The following is an 18,115-nucleotide window of genomic DNA, read 5'->3' on the forward strand; positions in this document are numbered from 1 at the left end:
ATGGGTGTGTGGATCGACACCGATATGGGCTTCGACGACATCGCCGCCATCCTGGTGGTAGCGCGGGGCGCCGAACCGATCGACGGCATCTCGCTGGTCTTCGGCAATTCCGGCTTCCGCCAGGTGCGGCAGAACGCGGCCTCGGCCGCCGCCGCCTTCGGCTGGACCTTCCCGATCCATGACGGCCGTGCCCTGCCGGTGCTCGGCCACCTGGAAACCGCGGAAAATATCCTGAGCGAAGCCGGCATGCTGACCGCTGGCCGCAGCCTGCCACCGGCGCTATTGCTAGCCGAAAGCGATGCCTTCACCGCGCTGTGCCATTGGCTGGAAACCACGGCGGCGCCGCGCCGAATCCTAGCGCTCGGCCCGCTGACCAACATTGCAGCCCTGGCTCTCGCCCGGCCGGATCTTGCCAGCAAGATCGACGATCTCGCCTGGATGGGCGGCGGGGTCACCGCTGGTAACCACACGGCCTCCGCCGAATTCAATGCCTTCGCCGACCCGGAGGCGCTGGCGATCGTGCTCGCCCACGGCCTGCCGCTGCGTATGGTCGATCTCGACCTGTGCCGCAAGGTCATCGCCTATCCGGCCGACGTGGAACCGGTGCGCGCCGCTAGCGGAAGGAATGCAGCACTTCTCGCCGATCTCCTCGCCGGTTACATCTCCATCGGCACCAGCCGCGGCCGGCCCGGCATGGCAATCTACGACCCCTGCGCCGCCGTTGCCTTCGTGTGCCCGCAGGCCGTAACCTTCACCGAAGCGCGCATCGACGTGGAGGTTACAGGCCTGCTGACGCGTGGGCGCACGGTGGTGGACCTGCGAGCGCCGGAGGAGAAACGCAACGCCGTCTTCGCCTCCGACATCGATGTCGCCATCGCCCGCAGCCTCATTCTCGGCGCGCTCACCGAGGAGGCTCGACAATGAGCGGCAGGACCGATACGCGCGATCTCGACGACGAAACCCTGCGTGAAGCCGCCGTCGCGGCGGCGCGCGGCGACCGCCTCTTCGACATGCTGATCCGCGCTGGAACGCTGGTCGACATGGTGACCGGCGAACGCCGCCCCGCCGATATCGGTCTCGTCGGCCCGCTGATCGCCAGCGTGCATCTGCCGGACACCCGGCTCGACGCCCATGAGACGATCGACGCCAGTGGACTGTTCCTCTCGCCCGGCCTCATCGACACGCATATGCATGTCGAAAGCTCGATGATCACCCCGGCCGCCTATGCCGCTGCGACCCTGCCGCGCGGCGTGACGACGCTGGTCTGGGACCCGCACGAGCTGGGCAATGTGCACGGCATACCCGGCATCGACTGGGCGGCGGAGGCCGCGCGCATGCTGCCGCAGCGCCATGTGCTGCTTGCTCCCTCCTGCGTGCCCTCCGCGCCGGGCCTGGAAGTTGCCGGCGCGGACTTTTCCGCCGAGACCATCGCGGCACTGCTCTCCCGACCGGAGATCGGCGGCATCGCCGAGGTCATGGACATGCGCGCCGTCATCGAAGGCCGCGCACGGATGAGCGCCATCCTTGCCGCCGGCCGCCACGCAGGCAAGCCGATCCATGGCCATGCCCGCAGCCTTGCAGGTCCTGATCTGCAGGCGTTCATCACCGCCGGCATAAGTTCCGACCACGAGATCGTCTCCGGCGAGGATCTGCTAGCAAAACTGCACGCCGGCCTCACCATCGAGCTGCGCGGCTCGCATGATCACCTGCTGCCGGAATGCGTCGCTGCCCTCAACACGCTGCCGCAACTTCCCCAGACCCTTACGCTCTGCACCGACGATGTCTTCCCCGACGACCTGTTCGAGACCGGCGGTCTCGACGACGTGGTGCGCCGTCTCGTCCGCTACGGAATGAAGCCCGAATGGGCCTTGCAGGCCGCAACACTCAATGCCGCGCGCCGGATCGGACGCAACGATCTCGGCCTGATCGCCCCCGGCCGTCGCGCCGATATCGTGCTCTTCGAGGACTTGACGGAGTTCCGCGCGAAACTGGTTCTCAGCAACGGCCGGCTCGTTGCACGGAACGGCGCGCTCACCGAAAGTGTTCACGAAATCGACGCGGCGCCGCTGAAGGGTTCCATGCACCTCGCCCCACTGCGCGAAGAGGATTTCCGAATTCCATGCGCGGGAACAGAGGCAACCGTCGCCGTCATCGCCAAGCCGCGCTTCACCGAATGGGCCGAGGCGGTCGCAACCGTTTCGGACGGTTTCATCGTGCCGCCCGACGGCACGACGCTGATTGCCGTCGCGCATCGCCACGGGAGAGCGGATGCCCGCCCGCGCGTCGGCCTGCTCTCCGGCTGGGGAACGTGGCGCGGCGCGCTCGCGACCACCGTCTCGCACGACAGCCATAACCTCACTGTCTTCGGCGGCAATGCGCGTGACATGGCCGCTGCCGCCAATGCGGTGATCGAAGCGGGGGGCGGCATGGCCGTCGCGGCGGATGGCAGGGTGCTCGCGGTGCTCGCCCTGCCGCTCTCCGGCCTTCTCTCCGATGCACCGCTGGCGGACGTCGCCACAGCCTTCACCGCCCTGCGCGCAGCGGCGGACGGCATCGTCGACTGGCAGCCGCCCTACCTCGTGTTCAAGGCCGTCTTCGGCGCGACGCTCGCCTGCAATGCCGGTCCGCACCAGACAGACCGCGGCATCGCCGACGGCACGACCGGCATCCTCCTGGAAACGCCAATCCTCAGCGTCAGGAACAGCGCGTGAGCATGCCCGCCACGGCAACGCCCATCCGCAACGACCTGCTGCTGCCGGCGATCTTCGTGCCGCTCTGGTCGAGCGGTTTCGTGCTCGCGCGGCTTGTCGCGCCGCATGCCGAGCCTCTCACCTTCCTTACCGTGCGTTTCGCGCTGGCGCTGCTGGCACTCGCCGTCATTGCCCTCTGGAAGGGTGCCGCCTGGCCCGGCACGGCGCGGGAATGGGGACAGGCCCTCCTTGCCGGTTTCCTGATCCATGGCCTCTATCTCGGTGGGGTCTTCTGGTCCGTAGCCAATGGCCTTCCGACGGCGATCTCGGCACTCATGGCCGGCATGCAGCCGCTGCTCGTAACGCTCCTCGCCGGCCGAGTGCTCGGCGAGCGCATGTCGCGGCGCGGTGCCATCGGCATTCTCGTCGGGGCCTTCGGCACGCTCGTCACGCTGGCGCCGAAACTCGGCGCAACGGACGCCGGCGGCATTTCGCTCGTTCCGCTTCTCATCTGCCTTGCCGGCGTCGTCTCCCTCACCTTCGGCTCGATCTTCGTGAAGCGCACGAGCATCGCCGCCGATCCACTCACCAACACGGCCGCGCAATATGTCGGCGCGCTCATTCCAACGGCGCTCGTCGTCCCCCTCGTCGGCGGGCCGCTCTTCGACACCGCGGCGACACCGCTATGGATCGGTCTCGCTTGGTCAGTCTTCGGCATGTCGCTCGGCGCGATCCTGCTGCTGCTGCACATGATCCGAAAGGGCGCGTTGTCGAAAGTGTCCTCGCTGTTCTTCCTCGTGCCCGGCGTCTCGGCCCTGATGGCCTGGATCGGTTTTGGCGAAAGCCTCACCGTGACGCAGATCGCCGGCCTTTCCATCGCCACCGTCGGCGTTTCGCTCGCCAGCCGCGGCTAACCCGGATAGAGAATGCCCATGCCCCTTGCCGAGATGATCGCCGCCAGCAATGCGCCCGCCGTGCTCGTTCGCCGCGACCTGCACCGCTACCCGGAAACCGCTTTCCTGGAATACCGCACCGCCTCGCGCATCGCCGCCTATCTCGATCACCTCGGCTTTGCCGTGCGCACTGGCCGCGAGGTCATGGATGCCGAGATCGTCATCGACCCGCCGTCGCGCGAACAGGTTGAAGACGCCAGGCGTCTGGCCCTCGCCGCGGGCGGCGATGCGACGTGGATGGAGCGCATGCCCGACGGCCTGACGGGCATTGTCGCCGACTATCGCTTTGGCGACGGTCCCGTCGTCGCCTTCCGTTTCGACATGGATGCCCTGCCGGTCTCCGAGACCGAGGCGGAAACCCACAAGCCGAATGCCGAGGACTACCGCTCGCGCTTTGACGGCCGCATGCATGCCTGCGGCCATGACGGCCATGTCGGTATCGGCCTTGCCCTTGCCCGCCGGCTCGCGCAGGAAAAAGGCCTTGCCGGAACCCTTCGCCTGATCTTCCAGCCGGCCGAAGAGAGCGCACGCGGCGCGGCGCCCATGGTGGCGGGCGGCGCGGTCGAGGGCGTGGATCATCTGTTCGTCGGCCATCTCGGCTGCCTGCTGCCCTCCGGCAAGATCGCCGCGAGCGCCGTGGGCTTCCTCTTCTCCAGCCGTTTTGCCGTGACCTTCCGCGGCGCCGTTGCCCATGCGGCGATGGGCCCGCAGGAAGGCCGCAACGCGCTTCTCGCCGGCGCATCGGCAGCGCTCGGGCTGCACGGCATTTCCCGCTTTTCCGGCGCGGAGACATTCGTCAATGTCGGCGTGCTGCGCGCCGGCACCGCCTTCAACATCATCGCCGATACCTGCGAGATGCTGGTGGAAGTGCGGGCCAACAAACAGGCCGCCCACGACTATATGGTCGAGCGGCTCCACGCGGTGATCGATGGCGCCGCCACCATGCATCAATGCGCGGCCGACACCGTGCGCAAGAGCCACATGCCCGGCAACGAAAACAGCCCGGAAGCCGTGGCTCTCCTTGCCGAGGTCGCAAGCGGCCTGCCCGGCGTCACCGAGGTCCTGCCGGAATGGTCGATCGGCGGCGGCGACGACGCCTGCCTGATGATCCGCCGCGTGCGCGAAACCGGCGGCACCGCCACCTATTGCATCATCGGCAGCGACATCCCCGCCGTGCACCATGCCGCCGATTTCGACATCGACGAAAACGCTCTCGAAACCGGCGTTGCGCTGTTTGCCGGCGTGGCGCAACGGCTGCTTCGTACCCGTGAGTGAATTCTGGGCGGCAGATTTTGCTCCGCCTCTGGATGAGCGGCGCATAGGCCCCTACCGTCTGGGTGACGCGCTTGCTGAGTCGCATCGGCAAAGCCGCCAGCCAGACAGGAGCCAGGCATGCTTATCGGAATTACAGTTCTTCTCGTCTTTCAGTTGATCGGCGAGGTTACGGCCTATTTTCTGAACGGGTTCGTGCCAGGCCCCGTCATCGGCATGGCAATGGCCGCCGTGGCGCTCACCCTCACCGGTGGTGTCAAAATCCTGCGCCCGGCCCATCAGCAGACCATCGACACATCCAAGGTGGTGCTTGCCAATCTTGGCATCCTCTTCGTGCCGGCCGGGGTCGGCATCATCCAGCATCTCGATCTCATCCGCGACAGCGGCCTTGAACTCCTCGCCATTGTCGTCCTGTCCACGGTCATAACGCTCACCGTCACGGTCTGGGTGTTCATCCTGGTAAAGCGGCTTTCGGGAGGCTACGCCAATGACTGAAGGGCTCTGGGTCTATCTTGCGACGTCGCCCCTGCTCTGGCTCGTCACAACGCTCGTCGTCTGGCTGGCCGCCACCGCCATCGCCGGCCTCAGCCCCGGCAATGCGCTGCTCAACCCGATCATGCTGTCGATTGCCGTCATCGCCGCCATTCTCTGTATCGCGGGGATCGACTACGACGCCTATTTCAAGGGCGCCCAGTTCATCCACTTCCTGCTCGGGCCGGCCACCGTGGCGCTCGGCATTCCGCTCTACGAGAAGCTTTCGCTCGTGAAGAGCAACCTCGTTCCCATGTTGTGCGCCCTCGTCGTCGGTAGCCTCACGGCGGTAGGGTCGACGGTGTTCTTCGCCCACCTGTTCGGCTTCGCACCCGACGTCGTCGCCTCGCTCGCGCCGAAATCCACGACGGCAGCCGTCGCCATGGCCGTCTCCTCCGGCCTGAACGGCGATCCGGCGCTGACCGCCGCCGTGGTCGTCCTCACCGGCATTTGCGGTGCGATCGTCGTCACGCCGATGATGAACGCCATGCGCATCAAGGATTTCAGCGCCCGCGGATTTGCAGTGGGTCTCGCCTCGCACGGTATCGGCACGGCACGCGCCTATTCGGTCGATCCTGTCGCCGGGTTGTTCTCGGGGATCGCGATGGGGTTCAATGCCGTTCTGACATCTCTCATCGTCCACGTCTTCCTGTGACTGCCGACGACGGAAGAGGCCGCGATGGCGGATTTTTCTTTGCGCATGTCGGCAAGCGCGTCCTTCGTTCGTCCTCGGTGACGACAGACAGGGAGGATCCCACCGAATGAAACTGTATTTCAGCCGCAACCCCAATCCACGCCTGGCCGTCGCCGTCGCGCGGTTTCTCCAGGCAGAAGTCGATTTCGAATTTGCAGCGCCCCGCGCGGCGGGCCAGGCGGCGCGCTATCTGCCGCTTAACCCGAACCTGCTGTTGCCGATACTGGAGCTTCCCGGCCGATCGCTTTGGGAAAGCGACGCGATCGCCTGCTGGTTTTCCCGCAAGGCCGGGTCCAATTTCTGGCGGACGGACGATGACGAACCGGACATGATCCGCTGGATCAGCTGGGCCAAGGACAACTTCGTCAAGGCGTGCGACATGGTGCATTGGGAGCGCGGCACCAAGCAGCGATACGGTGTCGGCCCCTGCGACGAACAACTGGTCGAGGAGGGCCTGCGGGAATTCCACAAGGCGGCCGCCATCCTCGAGAACGAGCTGTCAGATCGTCTCTGGCTGGTCGGAAATGCCGTCTCCTTTGCCGATTTTCGCATGGCAACGTTTTTGCCGTACAATGATGCCGCGCGGTTGCCGATCGGTGCGTATCCCGCGATACAGCGCTGGTCCGAGCAGCTTGAAAAGCTCGACGCTTGGCGCGAGCCGTTCAAGGGCCTCGCCGCACCCGAGATGCCGCCGCTTCCCGGCTGATACGATCAGGTCAAGACCGGTGACGGAGGGCCTGCGTCTCAGAACCCCATCGTGCCATGAGCGCTGGCAACGGCCTCGCGAAGGGCGCCGATCGCATCGTTCGACGCGGCGGGCAATTCCTTGCCTTCCAGCTCGCTGGGCATTTTCCAGCCGGGCTCGATGCCTTCCATGTTCGGCAATTCGTGGGCGATGCCCTTGTGACAGTCGATGCAAGTTGCCTTGCCGGGCAGGAGATATTTCGAATGAATGTCGGCGGCGCGCTGGGTCTGTTTGGTGAAATCCATCGCGACGGAGGAATGACAATTGCGGCATTCCAGGCTGTCATTCGCCTTCAGCCGCGACCATTCATGCTTTGCCAGCTCCAGCCGGTGGTTCAGGAACTTTTCGCGCGTGTTGATCGTGCCGAAGATCTTGCCCCAGACTTCTTTCGACGCCTGCATCTTGCGGGCGATCTTGTCGGTCCATTCGTGCGGCACATGGCAATCCGGGCAGGACGCGCGCACGCCGGAACGGTTGGTGAAGTGCACCGTTCTCGTCAGCTCCTGGTAGACGTTGTCCTTCATCTCGTGGCACGAGATGCAGAATTTCTCGGTGTTGGTCAGCTCCAGCGCCGTGTTGAACGCACCCCAGAACATGACGCCGCCAACGAAGCCGCCGAGCGTCAGGAAGGCGAGGCTGAGCGTCGCTGCCGGCGTGGTCAGCAGAACCCAGACCCAGGCCGCGAATGCCTTGATGCGCGCCGTCATCACTCGCTTCCCGCCCCGGTGACGCCGAGTTCGCTCATGTCCTTGAACGTATTGCCGACGAGCGGCTTCTTGTCGGCCTGCGGCACATGGCAGGCGGTGCAGAAATAGCGGCGCGGCGAGACGTCGGCGAGCATCTGGCCCTCGCGATCCATGTAGTGGGTGACGCTGATCATCGGCGCGCCGGCGTCCGGGGAGAACTCGCGCTTGTGGCAGGAGAGACAGCGATTGGCGTTGACCGAAAGCTGGTAGCCGTCGATCGAATGCGGAATGATCGGCGGCTGCTCGGGATAGGCACGCATGCGCCTGATATCGTCGATGATCCACTTCGGCAGAGGATCGGCCGGCAAGGTCTGCATCGCGTCACCTTGCGGGCCGGATAGCTGCGGCACCATCTGTGCCATGGCGCTCGTGGCGATGACGGCTGCGCTGAGTGCAGCCAGGACCCATCCTTTGCCGAGGGTCAGACGGCCCGTTCGATCTTGACTGCGCATTTTTTGAAATCCGTCTGTTTCGAGATGGGATCGGTGGCGTCGAGCGTGACCTTGTTGATGAGCTGGCTGGCATCGAACCACGGCACGAAGATCACGCCCGGCGGCACGCGGTTGCGGCCGCGCGTCTCGACACGCGAGCGGATTTCGCCACGTCGCGAGATGATGCGGATTTCTGCCCCCTGGTTGAGGCCGCGCTTGCGGGCGTCGTCGGCATTCATGAAGCAGAGGGCGCCGGGGAATGCCTTGAAGAGTTCGGGAACGCGCATGGTCATCGAGCCGGAATGCCAGTGCTCCAGCACCCGGCCGGTGACCAGCCAGGTGTCGAACTCGGCGTCCGGTGATTCCGCCGGTGGCTCATAGGGCACGGCGATGATCGCCGCCTTGCCATCCGCGTTGCCGTAGAATTTCACCCCTTCGCCCGGTTTCACATAGGGGTCGTAGCCCTCGCGGTAGCGCCAGAGCGTTTCCTTGCCGTCAACGACGGGCCAGCGCAGGCCGCGCACTTCATGATAGGTATCGTAGGGCGCCAGATCATGGCCATGGCCGCGGCCAAAGGCGGCATATTCTTCGAACAGCCCCTTCTGCAGGTAGAAGCCGAAATGCTGCGCCTCGTTGTTGGCGTGCTCGGGCTTGACCTCGCTGATCGGGAACTTTGCCACGTCGCTTTCGGCAAACAGCACCTGGTAGAGCGTCTTGCCCCTGTAATCGGGATTGGCGGCGAGGATGTCTGCCGGCCAAACCTCGTCCGTGGTGAAGCGTTTGGAAAACTCCACCATCTGCCAGAGATCGGAGCGCGCCTCGCCCGGCGCCTGCACGAGCTGGTGCCAGACATGGGTGCGTCGCTCGGCATTGCCATAAGCCCCCTCCTTCTCCACCCACATGGCGGCGGGCAGGATGAGGTCCGCACCCATCGCCGTGATCGTCGGATAGGGGTCCGAGACGACGATGAAGTTTTCCGGGTTACGATAACCCTGATAGGTCTCGTTCGACGTGTTCGGCGCAGCCTGCACGTTGTTGTTGACCTGCACCCAGTAGAAATTGAGCTTGCCGTCCTTCAGCATGCGATCTTGCTCGACCGCGTGGTAACCGGGCTTTTCCGGGATGATACCATGCGGGATACGCCAGATTTCCTCGGCGTGTTTGCGGTGTTCGGGATTGGTCACCGTCATGTCGGCCGGCAGGCGATGGGCGAAGGTGCCGACCTCACGCGCCGTGCCACACGCGGACGGTTGGCCGGTCAGGGAAAACGGGCTGTTGCCGGGCTCGGAAATTTTTCCGGTCAACAGATGCAGGTTGTAGACCATCTGGTTTGCCCAGACGCCGCGCACATGCTGGTTGAAGCCCATGGTCCAGAGCGACATGACCTTGCGGTTCGGATCGGCGTAAAGTTCCGCAAGCTGCTTGAGGAAGCCGGCCTCGACACCGGTCATCTCCACGGCCTTTTCCAGTGTGTATTCGGAAACGAAGGCCTTGAACGCCTCGAAGTCGATCGCCTCGGTCTTGCCGGGATCGGCAGAATTGGCCGCATTGACCTCGACCGGATTGTCGGGCCGCAGGCCATAGCCGATATCCGTGACGCCGCGCACGAACTTCGTGTGGTTGCGCACGAAATCCTCGTTCACCCGGCCGGTCTGGATGATGTGGTTGGCGATGTAGTTCAAGATCACCAGGTCCGTGCCCGGCTTGAAGACCATCGGGATATCGGCAAGGTCCATGCTGCGGTGGGTGAAGGTGGAGAGCACCGCAACCCGCACATGTTCGTTGCCAAGCCGCCGGTCGGCGATGCGCGTCCAGAGGATCGGGTGCATCTCCGCCATGTTCGAACCCCACAGCACGAAGGCGTCGGCATGTTCGAAGTCGTCGTAGCAGCCCATCGGCTCGTCCATGCCGAAGGTGCGCATGAAGGCATAGGCGGCGGATGCCATGCAGTGGCGGGCGTTCGGATCGAGATTGTTTGAGCGAAAGCCAGCGCGCATCAGCTTGGTCGCGGCATAACCCTCGAAGATCGTCCACTGACCGGAGCCGAACATGCCGACGGCGGTCGGGCCCTTTTCCTTCAGCACCTTCTTGGCCTGTTCGGCCATCACATCGAAGGCCTCTTCCCAGGTCACGGGTTCGAACTCGCCATCCTTGGCATAGGCGCCGTTTCGCTTGCGCAGCAGCGGCGTCGTCAGGCGGTCCGCGCCATACATGATCTTCGACAGGAAATAACCCTTGATGCAGTTGAGGCCGCGATTGACCTCCGCCTGCATGTCGCCATGCGTCGCGACGACCTTGCCTTCCTTGACGCCCACCATCACGCCGCAGCCGGTGCCGCAGAAGCGGCACGGCGCCTTGTCCCATTTGATTTCCAGCGCACTCACCCCGCCCGGCACCGGCTGGGCGGCCACGGGAAGTGCTATACCGGCCGCCGCCGCGGCAACGCCCGCCGCCTGGGCCTTCAGGATGTCACGCCGCGTCAGTTCGCTGCCCATTCACCTCTTCCTCTTCCATTTCGACATGCTCGAAAACCATGTTTGCGGCGATCACGCCGTCAAGAAGGGAGATGCGCATCAGCGTATCTCCGAGCACACCGGTCGACGGCCCCTCGATGACGACGACGATCTTGCCCTTTTCGGCACCGTGCATCTCGACATTGTCGAAACCGGCAAGCGCGGCGCGCACATCGTCGAGACAGCCGGGTTTGGCAAGGATGACCGCGCTGGAAATGTGATGGCGCCGCATCTCAGGCATGGGCGGCCTCCGTGCTCAACGGCGCGGTGGTCACCGCGCCGACGGGACAGACGGAAATGCAGGCGCCGCAGCCGGTGCAGGCTTCGGCCAGCAACGCCGGCACGAAGGGCCCGCCGCGCACCGGATGGAAGCGGATGGCCGCAGTGGGACAGGCGTCCCGGCAGGCCTGGCAATCGACGCGCTGGAACGGCAGGCAAGACGCCGAGATGGTGACGATGTGGTCGAAGCGACCGGCCGCCCCGGCGAAAACCGGCTCGGGACAGTTTGCTGCACAGGCGCCGCAGAATGTGCATTCGCCCGCCGTGAAGTCGAGCGTCGGCAGTCCATCCGCGAGGCTGATTATCTTTGCAGGACAGTGCGCGACGCAGGCGCCGCAACCGGTGCAGGCCGATAGGCCCGCATCTTCGATCCCCGGCGGGCGGATGTGGCGGATGCTGTCTTCCCGCCTGCCGCCCCTCAGGAAATCGCGTCTCGACAATGCCCCCTGCCGCTCCATGGCCGCGCCCTCAATGGACTGGCGGGCCGGGTGGCCCATAGATGATCTGCAACATCCAGACGAGAAAGCCATAACCGCCGACGACACCGACGGCGACAATCGGCCAGATACCGAATGCCAGAACAAGGAAGGTGATCAACTCGCGTCGCCGGCTGGATTTCGGGGCTTGCGATGGTGGATGTTCTGTCAAGGCTTCGGACAAGGCTTGCTTCCTCCGACGACTAGATCACAAGCCGGATAGTAGCATTGCCACAACAGAAAGAAAGTATAATATAATATACTTTTATACTCATGATTTAACCTGCGAAATATCAATTCGCGTTATATCTGAAAAAATATAGCGACTTTAGGAACTCTATTATAAATATTTACTAAAACTGCGAAGAAGAGCAGTACAGGAAAAACATATTTTAGAATTTTCGCATCTTACGCCCCGCGGTAATTCGCCGATGCGACGGCTCTAGAACGTCGGCGGGGTATTGATCCAGATCAGCACCGTCTCGCCATCGTGGCGGTTGCGCCAGGCGTGGCGGCGGCAGCTCTCGAAGTACAGACTGTCGCCGGGGCCGAGATCGTGAAATTCGTGGCCATCCAACACCATTTCGATATGGCCGGAGAGCACGTGCACGAATTCCTCGCCCTCGTGCTTGTAGGCCCCGTCGGAGGAGGCGCCGGGGGCGAGCACGAAGCGATGGCAATCCATCATGTTTCGCCCGTCCGCCAGGACCTGCACGGTGACGCCCGGTGAGGTTTCCGGCCAGAACTTCCACTCCCCGGCCCTGACGACCGACCGGTTGTCATTCTCTTCCTCGCCCGAAAGTTTCGAGACGGTCGTCTCGTAATAGGCCGCAAGGTCGTGCAGCACGCGGAAGGTCACGCCCTGCGAGGTGCGTTCGAAGGTGGAGAGCACCGATGTCGCGATGCCGATATCGCCGGCGACCTGTTCGAGGGTCTTGCCCGTCGCATGGCGCAGGCTGCGCAGCTTTCGGCCAACGCCCTGCGGCGCTTCGCCGTCGGCGGAATGCGCGTCAGCGCTGGGCTCTTCGGCCTCCAGCGCCTCGCGGATGGCGGCCGGATTGAGGCCGCGCTCCGTCCTGAACCAGGCGATGCGCTTCAGTCGCGCGACGTCGTCGGCGCTGTATTGACGGTGACCGGTCTCCGAGCGCCCCGGGACGACGAGGCCCTGCGTTTCCCAAAGCCTGAGTGTCGACGCCGAAACGCCGGCGAGCCGTGCGGCCTCCGCCACCTTGTAGTGCACCGGCTCCTCGGAACCCATCGCGCCAAATCCCTGATTCTGTAGTAGTGTCTTTTATAGCATTCCCGACAGACTACGCTCGATTTCGACGGCGGGTTTGCCACCGCTAAATCTGTCGTATTGCCGGCTTAAAATGTCGATTGCATTCTTGCAGAAAAAATGTAGGAATTCCACAAGAAGCTTGCAGAAAAAATGCAAGTTATTGAACGAAGCCTCCAGATTCAGGATAGCGCCATGACCGCCACGCCCCTTACAGACCGCAAGAACGCCGCCATTTCGCGTGGCGTCGGCATGACCACGCAGATCTACGCCGACCGTGCAGAGAATGCGGAAATCTGGGATAAGGAAGGCAATCGCTACATCGATTTCGCCGCCGGCATCGCCGTGGTCAACACCGGCCACCGTCATCCGCGCGTCATCGAAGCCGTCAAGAAGCAGCTCGATCGCTTCACGCACACCTGCCACCAGGTCGTGCCCTATGAGAACTATGTCGAGCTTGCCGAGCGCCTGAACGCCATCACCCCCGGCAACTTCGCCAAGAAGACGATCTTTGTCACCACCGGTGCCGAAGCCGTCGAAAACGCCGTGAAGATCGCCCGCGCCGCCACCGGCCGCCAGGCTGTCATCGCCTTTTCCGGCGGCTTCCACGGCCGTACCTTCATGGGCATGGCGCTGACCGGCAAGGTCGTTCCCTACAAAGTCGGTTTCGGCGCCATGCCGGGTGATGTCTTCCATGTGCCTTTCCCGGTCGAGACCCAGGGCACGACCGTCGAGCAGTCGATCAATGTGCTGAAGAAGCTCTTCGCCGCCGATGTCGACCCGAACCGCGTCGCCGCGATCATCATCGAGCCGGTACAGGGCGAAGGTGGATTCCTGCCCGTCCCGCTCAGCTTGATGAAGGCACTGCGCGAGATCTGCGACCAGCACGGCATTCTGCTGATCGCCGACGAAGTGCAGACCGGCTTTGCCCGTACCGGCAAGCTGTTCGCCATGGAGCACTACGGTATTGCGGCTGACCTGATGACCATGGCCAAGGGCCTTGGCGGCGGCTTCCCGATCGCAGCCGTCACCGGTCGCGCCGAAATCATGGACGCCCCCGGCCCCGGCGGCCTCGGCGGTACCTATGCCGGCAGCCCGATCGGCGTTGCGGCGGCTCATGCCGTTCTCGACGTCATCAAGGATGAAGACCTCTGCAACCGCGCGGAAAATCTTGGCGCCCGCCTCAAACAGCGCCTTGCTTCGCTGCAGGACAAGATTCCGGAGATCATCGACATCCGTGGTCCGGGCTTCATGAACGCCGTCGAGTTCAATGACGTTTCGACGAAGCTGCCGAGCGCCGACTTCGCCAACAAGGTGCGCCTGAAAGCCCTTGAAAAGGGCCTGATCCTGCTCACCTGCGGCGTGCACGGCAACGTCATCCGCTTCCTCGCGCCGATCACCATCCAGGACGAGGTTTTTGCCGAGGCGCTCGACATCCTCGAAGCCGCGATGCTCGAAGCGCGCGCCGCCTGATCGGCGTCGCCCAAGACTGAACCACATCCTCCCAAGGCAACACCCGGGGCATTCGCTCCGGGTGAACGCCCTTTCTTTTCCGCAAGGAGCGAAATCATGGCCTTCTACGATGCTCTCACCAAGCACCTGACGTCGACCGAATTCCTGCGCGATGCAGGTTATGTCAACGGCAACTGGATCGGCGGCAACGGCGCCGCGACCTTTGACGTCCTCAACCCCGCGACCGGCGAGAAGCTGGCGACACTGCCGGAAATGGGTGCTGACGAAACGGCTGCCGCCATCGACGCGGCCTACAAGGTGCAGCCGGCCTGGGCCGCGCGCCCGGCCAAGGACCGCAGCGTGCTGCTGCGCAAGTGGTTCGACCTCATCGTCGCCAATGCCGACGAGCTGGCCGCCATCCTCACCGCCGAAATGGGCAAGCCGCTGGCGGAAGCCAGGGGCGAGATCCTCTACGCGGCCTCCTATGTCGAATGGTATGCGGAGGAAGCCAAGCGTATCAACGGCGAGACGATCCCCGCCCCGTCCGTCGACAAGCGCATGCTGGTCATCAAGCAGCCGGTCGGCGTCGTCGGTACGATCACGCCCTGGAACTTCCCGGCCGCGATGATTGCCCGCAAGGTCGCTCCGGCGCTCGCCGTCGGTTGCACGGTCGTCTCGAAGCCTGCCGAACAGACGCCGCTTTCGGCGATTGCCCTTGCGGTGCTCGCCGAAAAGGCCGGCATCCCGGCCGGTGCGTTCAACGTCATCCTCGGCACCGATGGTCCGGCGATCGGCAAGGAGCTCTGCTACAATCCCAAGGTCCGGAAAATCTCGTTCACCGGCTCGACGGAAGTCGGCCGCATCCTGATGCGCCAGTGCTCCGACCAGATCAAGAAAGTCAGCCTGGAGCTCGGCGGCAACGCGCCCTTCATCGTCTTTGACGATGCGAACATCGACGCGGCCGTGGAAGGCGCGATGGCCTCCAAATACCGCAATGCCGGTCAGACCTGTGTGTGCGCCAACCGGCTCTACGTGCAGTCAAATGTCTATGACGCCTTCGCCGAGAAGCTGGCGAGGAAGGTTGCAGAATTGTCCATCGGCAACGGCTTTGACAAGGGCGTCACCATCGGTCCCCTGATCGAGGAAGCGGCCATCGAAAAGGTCGAAGCGCATATTGCCGACGCCGTTTCCAAGGGCGCGACCGTGGTTGCCGGCGGAAAGCGCGTCGAGGGCAACGGCACCTTCTTCGAGCCGACCGTCCTGAAGGGCGTTGCGCGCGGCATGACGGTTGCGCGGGAAGAGACCTTCGGCCCCGTCGCCCCGCTCTTCCGCTTCGATACGGTCGAGGATGTGATCGAACAGGCGAACGACACCGAGTTCGGGCTCGCCGCCTACTTCTATGCCGGTGATCTGAAGAAGGTCTGGAAGGTCGCGGAGGCGCTGGAATACGGCATGGTCGGCGTCAACACTGGCATCATCTCCTCCGAAGCTGCTCCCTTTGGCGGCATCAAGCAGTCCGGGCTCGGCCGTGAAGGCTCCGCCCATGGCGCGGATGACTATCTGGAGATGAAATACGTCTGCATGGGCGAAGTCGCCTGATCCCTTCGGATCGCCCCGCCTCGTGCGGGGCGATCCTATGCGGCATCGATATCCGTCTGCGAAAAGTCATCACCCTTGTAAAGCAACGGCATGCCGAGTTGACGGGCGCAGGCATAGGCGAAACAGTCGCCGAAATTGAACGCGGCCGGATGGTGGCCTTTGCCGAAACGCTGATAGGCTTCAACGGCAGCAGCTGTCATCGTCGGCCCTATGGCCGTTACCGCAATGTCGAGCGGCCTGATATAAGCCTCCACCTCACGCAACGCATCTTTGGGCTGAAGTCCGGAAATGCGGCTATAGGCGACGGAGGCCTCCCAAAGCGCCATGGCTGACGTCGTCCGCGCACCGGCTGCCGCCAACCGTTCTGAAAGAGCCGCCGCATCGCTTTCGTTCGTCATCATCGCGACGATGGCTGAAGCATCGACGAACATCAGTCTTCGTAGAGGCTGTCGATAAACGCCTTGTCCGCTGCCGGGCCAATGGGTGGATACTTCCGGTTCAGTTCCCGCGTCATTGCCAGCGCCTTTTCCACCAGCGTCGGCTCTGCCTCCACCCGCTGCAATTCATGTGTCAAGGCCTGCCGCACCGCCTCGGTCTTGCTGACCTTGCGCAGCGTGGACAGCCTCTCGGCAAGCCGGTCGACCTCCTGGTCCTTGACATAGAGCGGCATGGTATATCCTTCCCTTGCTAAGAGTATATATAACATGCCGCAGCCCGGGCCGAAAGGTCAGGCCGGCTTTACGGTCTCAGGGCGTGCAGCCTGGAAAGCCGGAAGTGCCCGGCAGGTCTCTGCGATCCGGCGGACGCGGGAGAGGTCAGCAATATCGACGCCCCAGCGCTCTGCGTTGTAGACCTGTGGCACAAGGCAGAAATCGGCCATCGTAGGCGCCTGACCATGGCAGAAGGTACCGGTTGCCGGATTGTCGAGCAAGGCTTCAACGGCGGCAAGACCATCGCCGATGAATTTCTTCATCCAGCCGACGCGGACCTCCTCCCCTCCTCCGGTGATCTCCAGGACGTGATTGATAACGCCCGTGTTGCAGACGGCATGGATTTCCATGGCGATGGCGCAGGAGAGTGTACGCACCCGCTGTCGGCCGAGCGCATCGGCGGGCAGGAAACGCGCCTGCGGGCGCGTTTCGCTAAGATACTCGATGATCGCGAGGGACTGCGTCAGTGTCTGCCCGTCGATCATCAAGGCCGGCACGAGGCCCTGCGGGTTTCGGGCGCGATGCTCCGGTGCGCGTTGCTCTCCCGCAAGCAGGTCGACCGAAATCCGCCGATAGGGCAGACCGAGGCTTTCAAGCGCGATGCGCACGCGGTAACTGGCGGAGGAGCGCCAGTAATCGAAGAGCACGATCTCGTCGTTCACCGCTCAGCCCTTCTCGTATTGCTGCACGGTCTGCTCGATCGCGCCGAAGATCGAATGACCCGTCTTGTCCTTCATCTCGATGCGCACGGTGTCGCCGTATTTCAGGAAGGGCGTTTTTGGCGCCCCGGACGTGATCGTCTCGATGGTGCGGATTTCCGCGATGCAGGAATAGCCGGCCCCCCCTTCCGAGACGGGCTTGCCGGGACCGCCGTCGAGCTTGTTGGAAACGGTGCCGGAGCCGATGATCGAGCCCGCGACCAGCGGCCGGGTCTTCGCCGCATGGGCGACGAGCTGGCCGAAGTCGAAGGTCATGTCGATGCCGGTATTGGCCTTGCCGAAGGCTTTGTCGTTGATCGAAACAAGCAACGGCAGGTGCAGCTTGCCGCCATCCCAGGCGTCGCCCAGTTCATCGGGCGACACGGCGACGGGGGAGAAGGCGGAGGACGGTTTCGACTGGAAGAAGCCAAACCCCTTGGCGAGTTCGGTCGGGATGAGGCCGCGCAACGAAACGTCATTGACGAGCATGACCAGCTTGATCGCCGCGCGCGCTTCTTCCACGCTCGCCCCCATCGGTAGATCGCCGACGATCACGGCGACCTCGCCTTCCATGTCGATGCCCCATGCCTCATCGGCGGCAAGAATGGGGTCGCGCGGTCCCAGAAAGCTGTCGGAGCCTCCCTGGTACATCAAGGGATCGGTCCAGAAACTGTCCGGCATCTCGGCGTTGCGGGCCTTGCGCACCAGTTCGACATGGTTGACGTAGGCGGAGCCATCCGCCCACTGGTAGGCGCGCGGCAGGGGGGAGGCAGCGTCATGCTCGTGGAAGCGGGCGGTCGGCTGCGAGCCGGTTTCCAGGCCCTGGGCGACACGCCCCAGCCGCGGCGCGACATGGTCCCAGTCGTCCAGCGCATCCTGCAGGGTGCGGGCGATATGGCCCACTTCCGAGCAGCGCGTCAGGTCGCGCGAGACGACCACCAGCCGGCCGTCACGGGTGGAATTCTTCAGCGTCGCAAGTTTCATGCGTGTCTCTCCCGATCTTGTTTGCAGCCGTCAAACTGTGTCATCTTCCGGCGCCTGTCTCCACCC

At 63.9% G+C, this 18,115-nt stretch carries 20 protein-coding genes; 9 read left to right on the plus strand and 11 right to left on the minus strand.

Features of this window, described 5'->3' with window-relative positions:
• From GR138_RS23790 to GR138_RS23820, 7 genes are all read left to right on the plus strand, one after another.
• Complete coding sequence (locus GR138_RS23790) at positions 1–924, plus strand: nucleoside hydrolase (protein ID WP_160861977.1); 924 nt, start codon at positions 1–3, stop codon at positions 922–924.
• Complete coding sequence (locus GR138_RS23795) at positions 921–2,711, plus strand: adenine deaminase (protein ID WP_160861764.1); 1,791 nt, start codon at positions 921–923, stop codon at positions 2,709–2,711. The genes GR138_RS23790 and GR138_RS23795 overlap by 4 nt, the downstream gene beginning before the upstream one ends.
• Positions 2,712–2,713: 2 nt before the next feature.
• A complete protein-coding gene (locus GR138_RS23800) occupies positions 2,714–3,604 on the plus strand; it encodes a DMT family transporter (RefSeq protein ID WP_160861978.1) in 891 nt (296 codons plus the stop codon).
• 12 nt (positions 3,605–3,616) lie between these two features.
• Positions 3,617–4,918, plus strand: a complete 1,302-nt coding sequence (locus GR138_RS23805) for an amidohydrolase (protein WP_160861765.1) — start codon at positions 3,617–3,619, stop codon at positions 4,916–4,918.
• Between the two features lie 117 nt (positions 4,919–5,035).
• A complete protein-coding gene (locus tag GR138_RS23810) occupies positions 5,036–5,410 on the plus strand; it encodes a CidA/LrgA family protein (protein WP_160861766.1) in 375 nt (124 codons plus the stop codon).
• Positions 5,403–6,101 carry an LrgB family protein gene (locus GR138_RS23815; protein ID WP_160861767.1) on the plus strand — a complete coding sequence of 233 codons (699 nt, stop codon included), beginning with the start codon at positions 5,403–5,405 and terminating at the stop codon, positions 6,099–6,101. Before GR138_RS23810 ends, GR138_RS23815 begins: the two co-directional genes overlap by 8 nt.
• 106 nt (positions 6,102–6,207) lie before the next feature.
• Positions 6,208–6,846 carry a glutathione S-transferase family protein gene (locus tag GR138_RS23820; RefSeq protein ID WP_160861768.1) on the plus strand — a complete coding sequence of 213 codons (639 nt, stop codon included), beginning with the start codon at positions 6,208–6,210 and terminating at the stop codon, positions 6,844–6,846.
• A gap of 38 nt (positions 6,847–6,884) precedes the next feature.
• Here GR138_RS23820 and GR138_RS23825 read toward each other — a convergent pair whose 3' ends face one another.
• The 7 genes from GR138_RS23825 to GR138_RS23855 all read right to left on the minus strand — a co-directional run bounded on the left by GR138_RS23825 (position 6,885) and on the right by GR138_RS23855 (position 12,588).
• Positions 6,885–7,592 carry a NapC/NirT family cytochrome c gene (locus tag GR138_RS23825; RefSeq protein WP_160861769.1) on the minus strand — a complete coding sequence of 236 codons (708 nt, stop codon included), beginning with the start codon at positions 7,590–7,592 and terminating at the stop codon, positions 6,885–6,887.
• Complete coding sequence (locus tag GR138_RS23830) at positions 7,592–8,083, minus strand: nitrate reductase cytochrome c-type subunit (protein ID WP_160861770.1); 492 nt, start codon at positions 8,081–8,083, stop codon at positions 7,592–7,594. The genes GR138_RS23825 and GR138_RS23830 overlap by 1 nt, the downstream gene beginning before the upstream one ends.
• Positions 8,053–10,557, minus strand: coding sequence for a periplasmic nitrate reductase subunit alpha (gene napA, locus GR138_RS23835; RefSeq protein WP_160861771.1), 2,505 nt, complete (start codon positions 10,555–10,557; stop codon positions 8,053–8,055). The genes GR138_RS23830 and napA overlap by 31 nt, the downstream gene beginning before the upstream one ends.
• A complete protein-coding gene (locus GR138_RS23840; protein WP_160861772.1) occupies positions 10,532–10,816 on the minus strand; it encodes a chaperone NapD in 285 nt (94 codons plus the stop codon). The genes napA and GR138_RS23840 overlap by 26 nt, the downstream gene beginning before the upstream one ends.
• Entirely contained in the window at positions 10,809–11,312 is a 504-nt protein-coding gene (gene napF, locus GR138_RS23845) for a ferredoxin-type protein NapF (protein WP_160861979.1), read from the minus strand. Before napF ends, GR138_RS23840 begins: the two co-directional genes overlap by 8 nt.
• A 10-nt stretch (positions 11,313–11,322) precedes the next feature.
• Positions 11,323–11,502: a periplasmic nitrate reductase, NapE protein gene (gene napE / locus GR138_RS23850; RefSeq protein ID WP_160861980.1), complete on the minus strand. Its 180-nt coding sequence runs from the start codon at positions 11,500–11,502 to the stop codon at positions 11,323–11,325.
• A 270-nt stretch (positions 11,503–11,772) separates the two neighbouring features.
• Entirely contained in the window at positions 11,773–12,588 is an 816-nt protein-coding gene (locus GR138_RS23855) for a MerR family transcriptional regulator (protein ID WP_160861773.1), read from the minus strand.
• A 213-nt stretch (positions 12,589–12,801) separates the two neighbouring features.
• On the opposite strand from GR138_RS23855, the gene GR138_RS23860 reads away from it, so the two are divergent.
• Together GR138_RS23860 and GR138_RS23865 are read left to right on the plus strand one after the other, a co-directional pair.
• Entirely contained in the window at positions 12,802–14,079 is a 1,278-nt protein-coding gene (locus GR138_RS23860) for a 4-aminobutyrate--2-oxoglutarate transaminase (RefSeq protein WP_160861774.1), read from the plus strand.
• A 96-nt stretch (positions 14,080–14,175) separates the two neighbouring features.
• Positions 14,176–15,657 (plus strand): NAD-dependent succinate-semialdehyde dehydrogenase, encoded by a 1,482-nt coding sequence (locus tag GR138_RS23865; RefSeq protein ID WP_160861775.1) that lies wholly within the window; start codon positions 14,176–14,178, stop codon positions 15,655–15,657.
• A 35-nt stretch (positions 15,658–15,692) separates the two neighbouring features.
• Here GR138_RS23865 and GR138_RS23870 read toward each other — a convergent pair whose 3' ends face one another.
• The 4 genes from GR138_RS23870 to GR138_RS23885 are packed head-to-tail and all read right to left on the minus strand — an operon-like array spanning position 15,693 to position 18,049.
• Entirely contained in the window at positions 15,693–16,088 is a 396-nt protein-coding gene (locus tag GR138_RS23870; RefSeq protein ID WP_160861776.1) for a type II toxin-antitoxin system VapC family toxin, read from the minus strand.
• Positions 16,088–16,327, minus strand: a complete 240-nt coding sequence (locus GR138_RS23875; RefSeq protein WP_160861777.1) for a type II toxin-antitoxin system VapB family antitoxin — start codon at positions 16,325–16,327, stop codon at positions 16,088–16,090. Before GR138_RS23875 ends, GR138_RS23870 begins: the two co-directional genes overlap by 1 nt.
• A 57-nt stretch (positions 16,328–16,384) precedes the next feature.
• The gene (maiA, locus tag GR138_RS23880) at positions 16,385–17,029 is read right to left on the minus strand and encodes a maleylacetoacetate isomerase (protein ID WP_160861778.1); all 645 of its coding nucleotides are present in this window, start codon (positions 17,027–17,029) and stop codon (positions 16,385–16,387) included.
• Between the two features lie 3 nt (positions 17,030–17,032).
• Positions 17,033–18,049 carry a fumarylacetoacetate hydrolase family protein gene (locus GR138_RS23885; protein ID WP_160861779.1) on the minus strand — a complete coding sequence of 339 codons (1,017 nt, stop codon included), beginning with the start codon at positions 18,047–18,049 and terminating at the stop codon, positions 17,033–17,035.
• Between the last annotated feature and the right edge of the window lie 66 nt (positions 18,050–18,115).

The organism is Shinella kummerowiae (assembly GCF_009827055.1).
GTDB classification, from domain to species: Bacteria; Pseudomonadota; Alphaproteobacteria; order Rhizobiales; family Rhizobiaceae; genus Shinella; species Shinella kummerowiae.

Excerpts from the sequence above, each read along its gene's own strand:
- GR138_RS23865 (WP_160861775.1), top strand. The coding sequence starts at position 14,176 with ATGGCCTTCTACGATGCTCTCACCAAGCACCTGACGTCGACCGAATTC.
- napF (WP_160861979.1), bottom strand. The coding sequence starts at position 11,312 with ATGGAGCGGCAGGGGGCATTGTCGAGACGCGATTTCCTGAGGGGCGGC.
- GR138_RS23790 (WP_160861977.1), top strand. The coding sequence starts at position 1 with ATGGGTGTGTGGATCGACACCGATATGGGCTTCGACGACATCGCCGCC.
- GR138_RS23825 (WP_160861769.1), bottom strand. The coding sequence starts at position 7,592 with ATGACGGCGCGCATCAAGGCATTCGCGGCCTGGGTCTGGGTTCTGCTG.
- GR138_RS23815 (WP_160861767.1), top strand. The coding sequence starts at position 5,403 with ATGACTGAAGGGCTCTGGGTCTATCTTGCGACGTCGCCCCTGCTCTGG.
- GR138_RS23870 (WP_160861776.1), bottom strand. The coding sequence starts at position 16,088 with ATGTTCGTCGATGCTTCAGCCATCGTCGCGATGATGACGAACGAAAGC.
- napA (WP_160861771.1), bottom strand. The coding sequence starts at position 10,557 with ATGGGCAGCGAACTGACGCGGCGTGACATCCTGAAGGCCCAGGCGGCG.
- GR138_RS23885 (WP_160861779.1), bottom strand. The coding sequence starts at position 18,049 with ATGAAACTTGCGACGCTGAAGAATTCCACCCGTGACGGCCGGCTGGTG.
- GR138_RS23795 (WP_160861764.1), top strand. The coding sequence starts at position 921 with ATGAGCGGCAGGACCGATACGCGCGATCTCGACGACGAAACCCTGCGT.
- GR138_RS23840 (WP_160861772.1), bottom strand. The coding sequence starts at position 10,816 with ATGCCTGAGATGCGGCGCCATCACATTTCCAGCGCGGTCATCCTTGCC.
- GR138_RS23830 (WP_160861770.1), bottom strand. The coding sequence starts at position 8,083 with ATGCGCAGTCAAGATCGAACGGGCCGTCTGACCCTCGGCAAAGGATGG.
- GR138_RS23860 (WP_160861774.1), top strand. The coding sequence starts at position 12,802 with ATGACCGCCACGCCCCTTACAGACCGCAAGAACGCCGCCATTTCGCGT.
- GR138_RS23875 (WP_160861777.1), bottom strand. The coding sequence starts at position 16,327 with ATGCCGCTCTATGTCAAGGACCAGGAGGTCGACCGGCTTGCCGAGAGG.
- GR138_RS23805 (WP_160861765.1), top strand. The coding sequence starts at position 3,617 with ATGCCCATGCCCCTTGCCGAGATGATCGCCGCCAGCAATGCGCCCGCC.
- GR138_RS23810 (WP_160861766.1), top strand. The coding sequence starts at position 5,036 with ATGCTTATCGGAATTACAGTTCTTCTCGTCTTTCAGTTGATCGGCGAG.
- GR138_RS23820 (WP_160861768.1), top strand. The coding sequence starts at position 6,208 with ATGAAACTGTATTTCAGCCGCAACCCCAATCCACGCCTGGCCGTCGCC.
- GR138_RS23855 (WP_160861773.1), bottom strand. The coding sequence starts at position 12,588 with ATGGGTTCCGAGGAGCCGGTGCACTACAAGGTGGCGGAGGCCGCACGG.
- GR138_RS23800 (WP_160861978.1), top strand. The coding sequence starts at position 2,714 with ATGCCCGCCACGGCAACGCCCATCCGCAACGACCTGCTGCTGCCGGCG.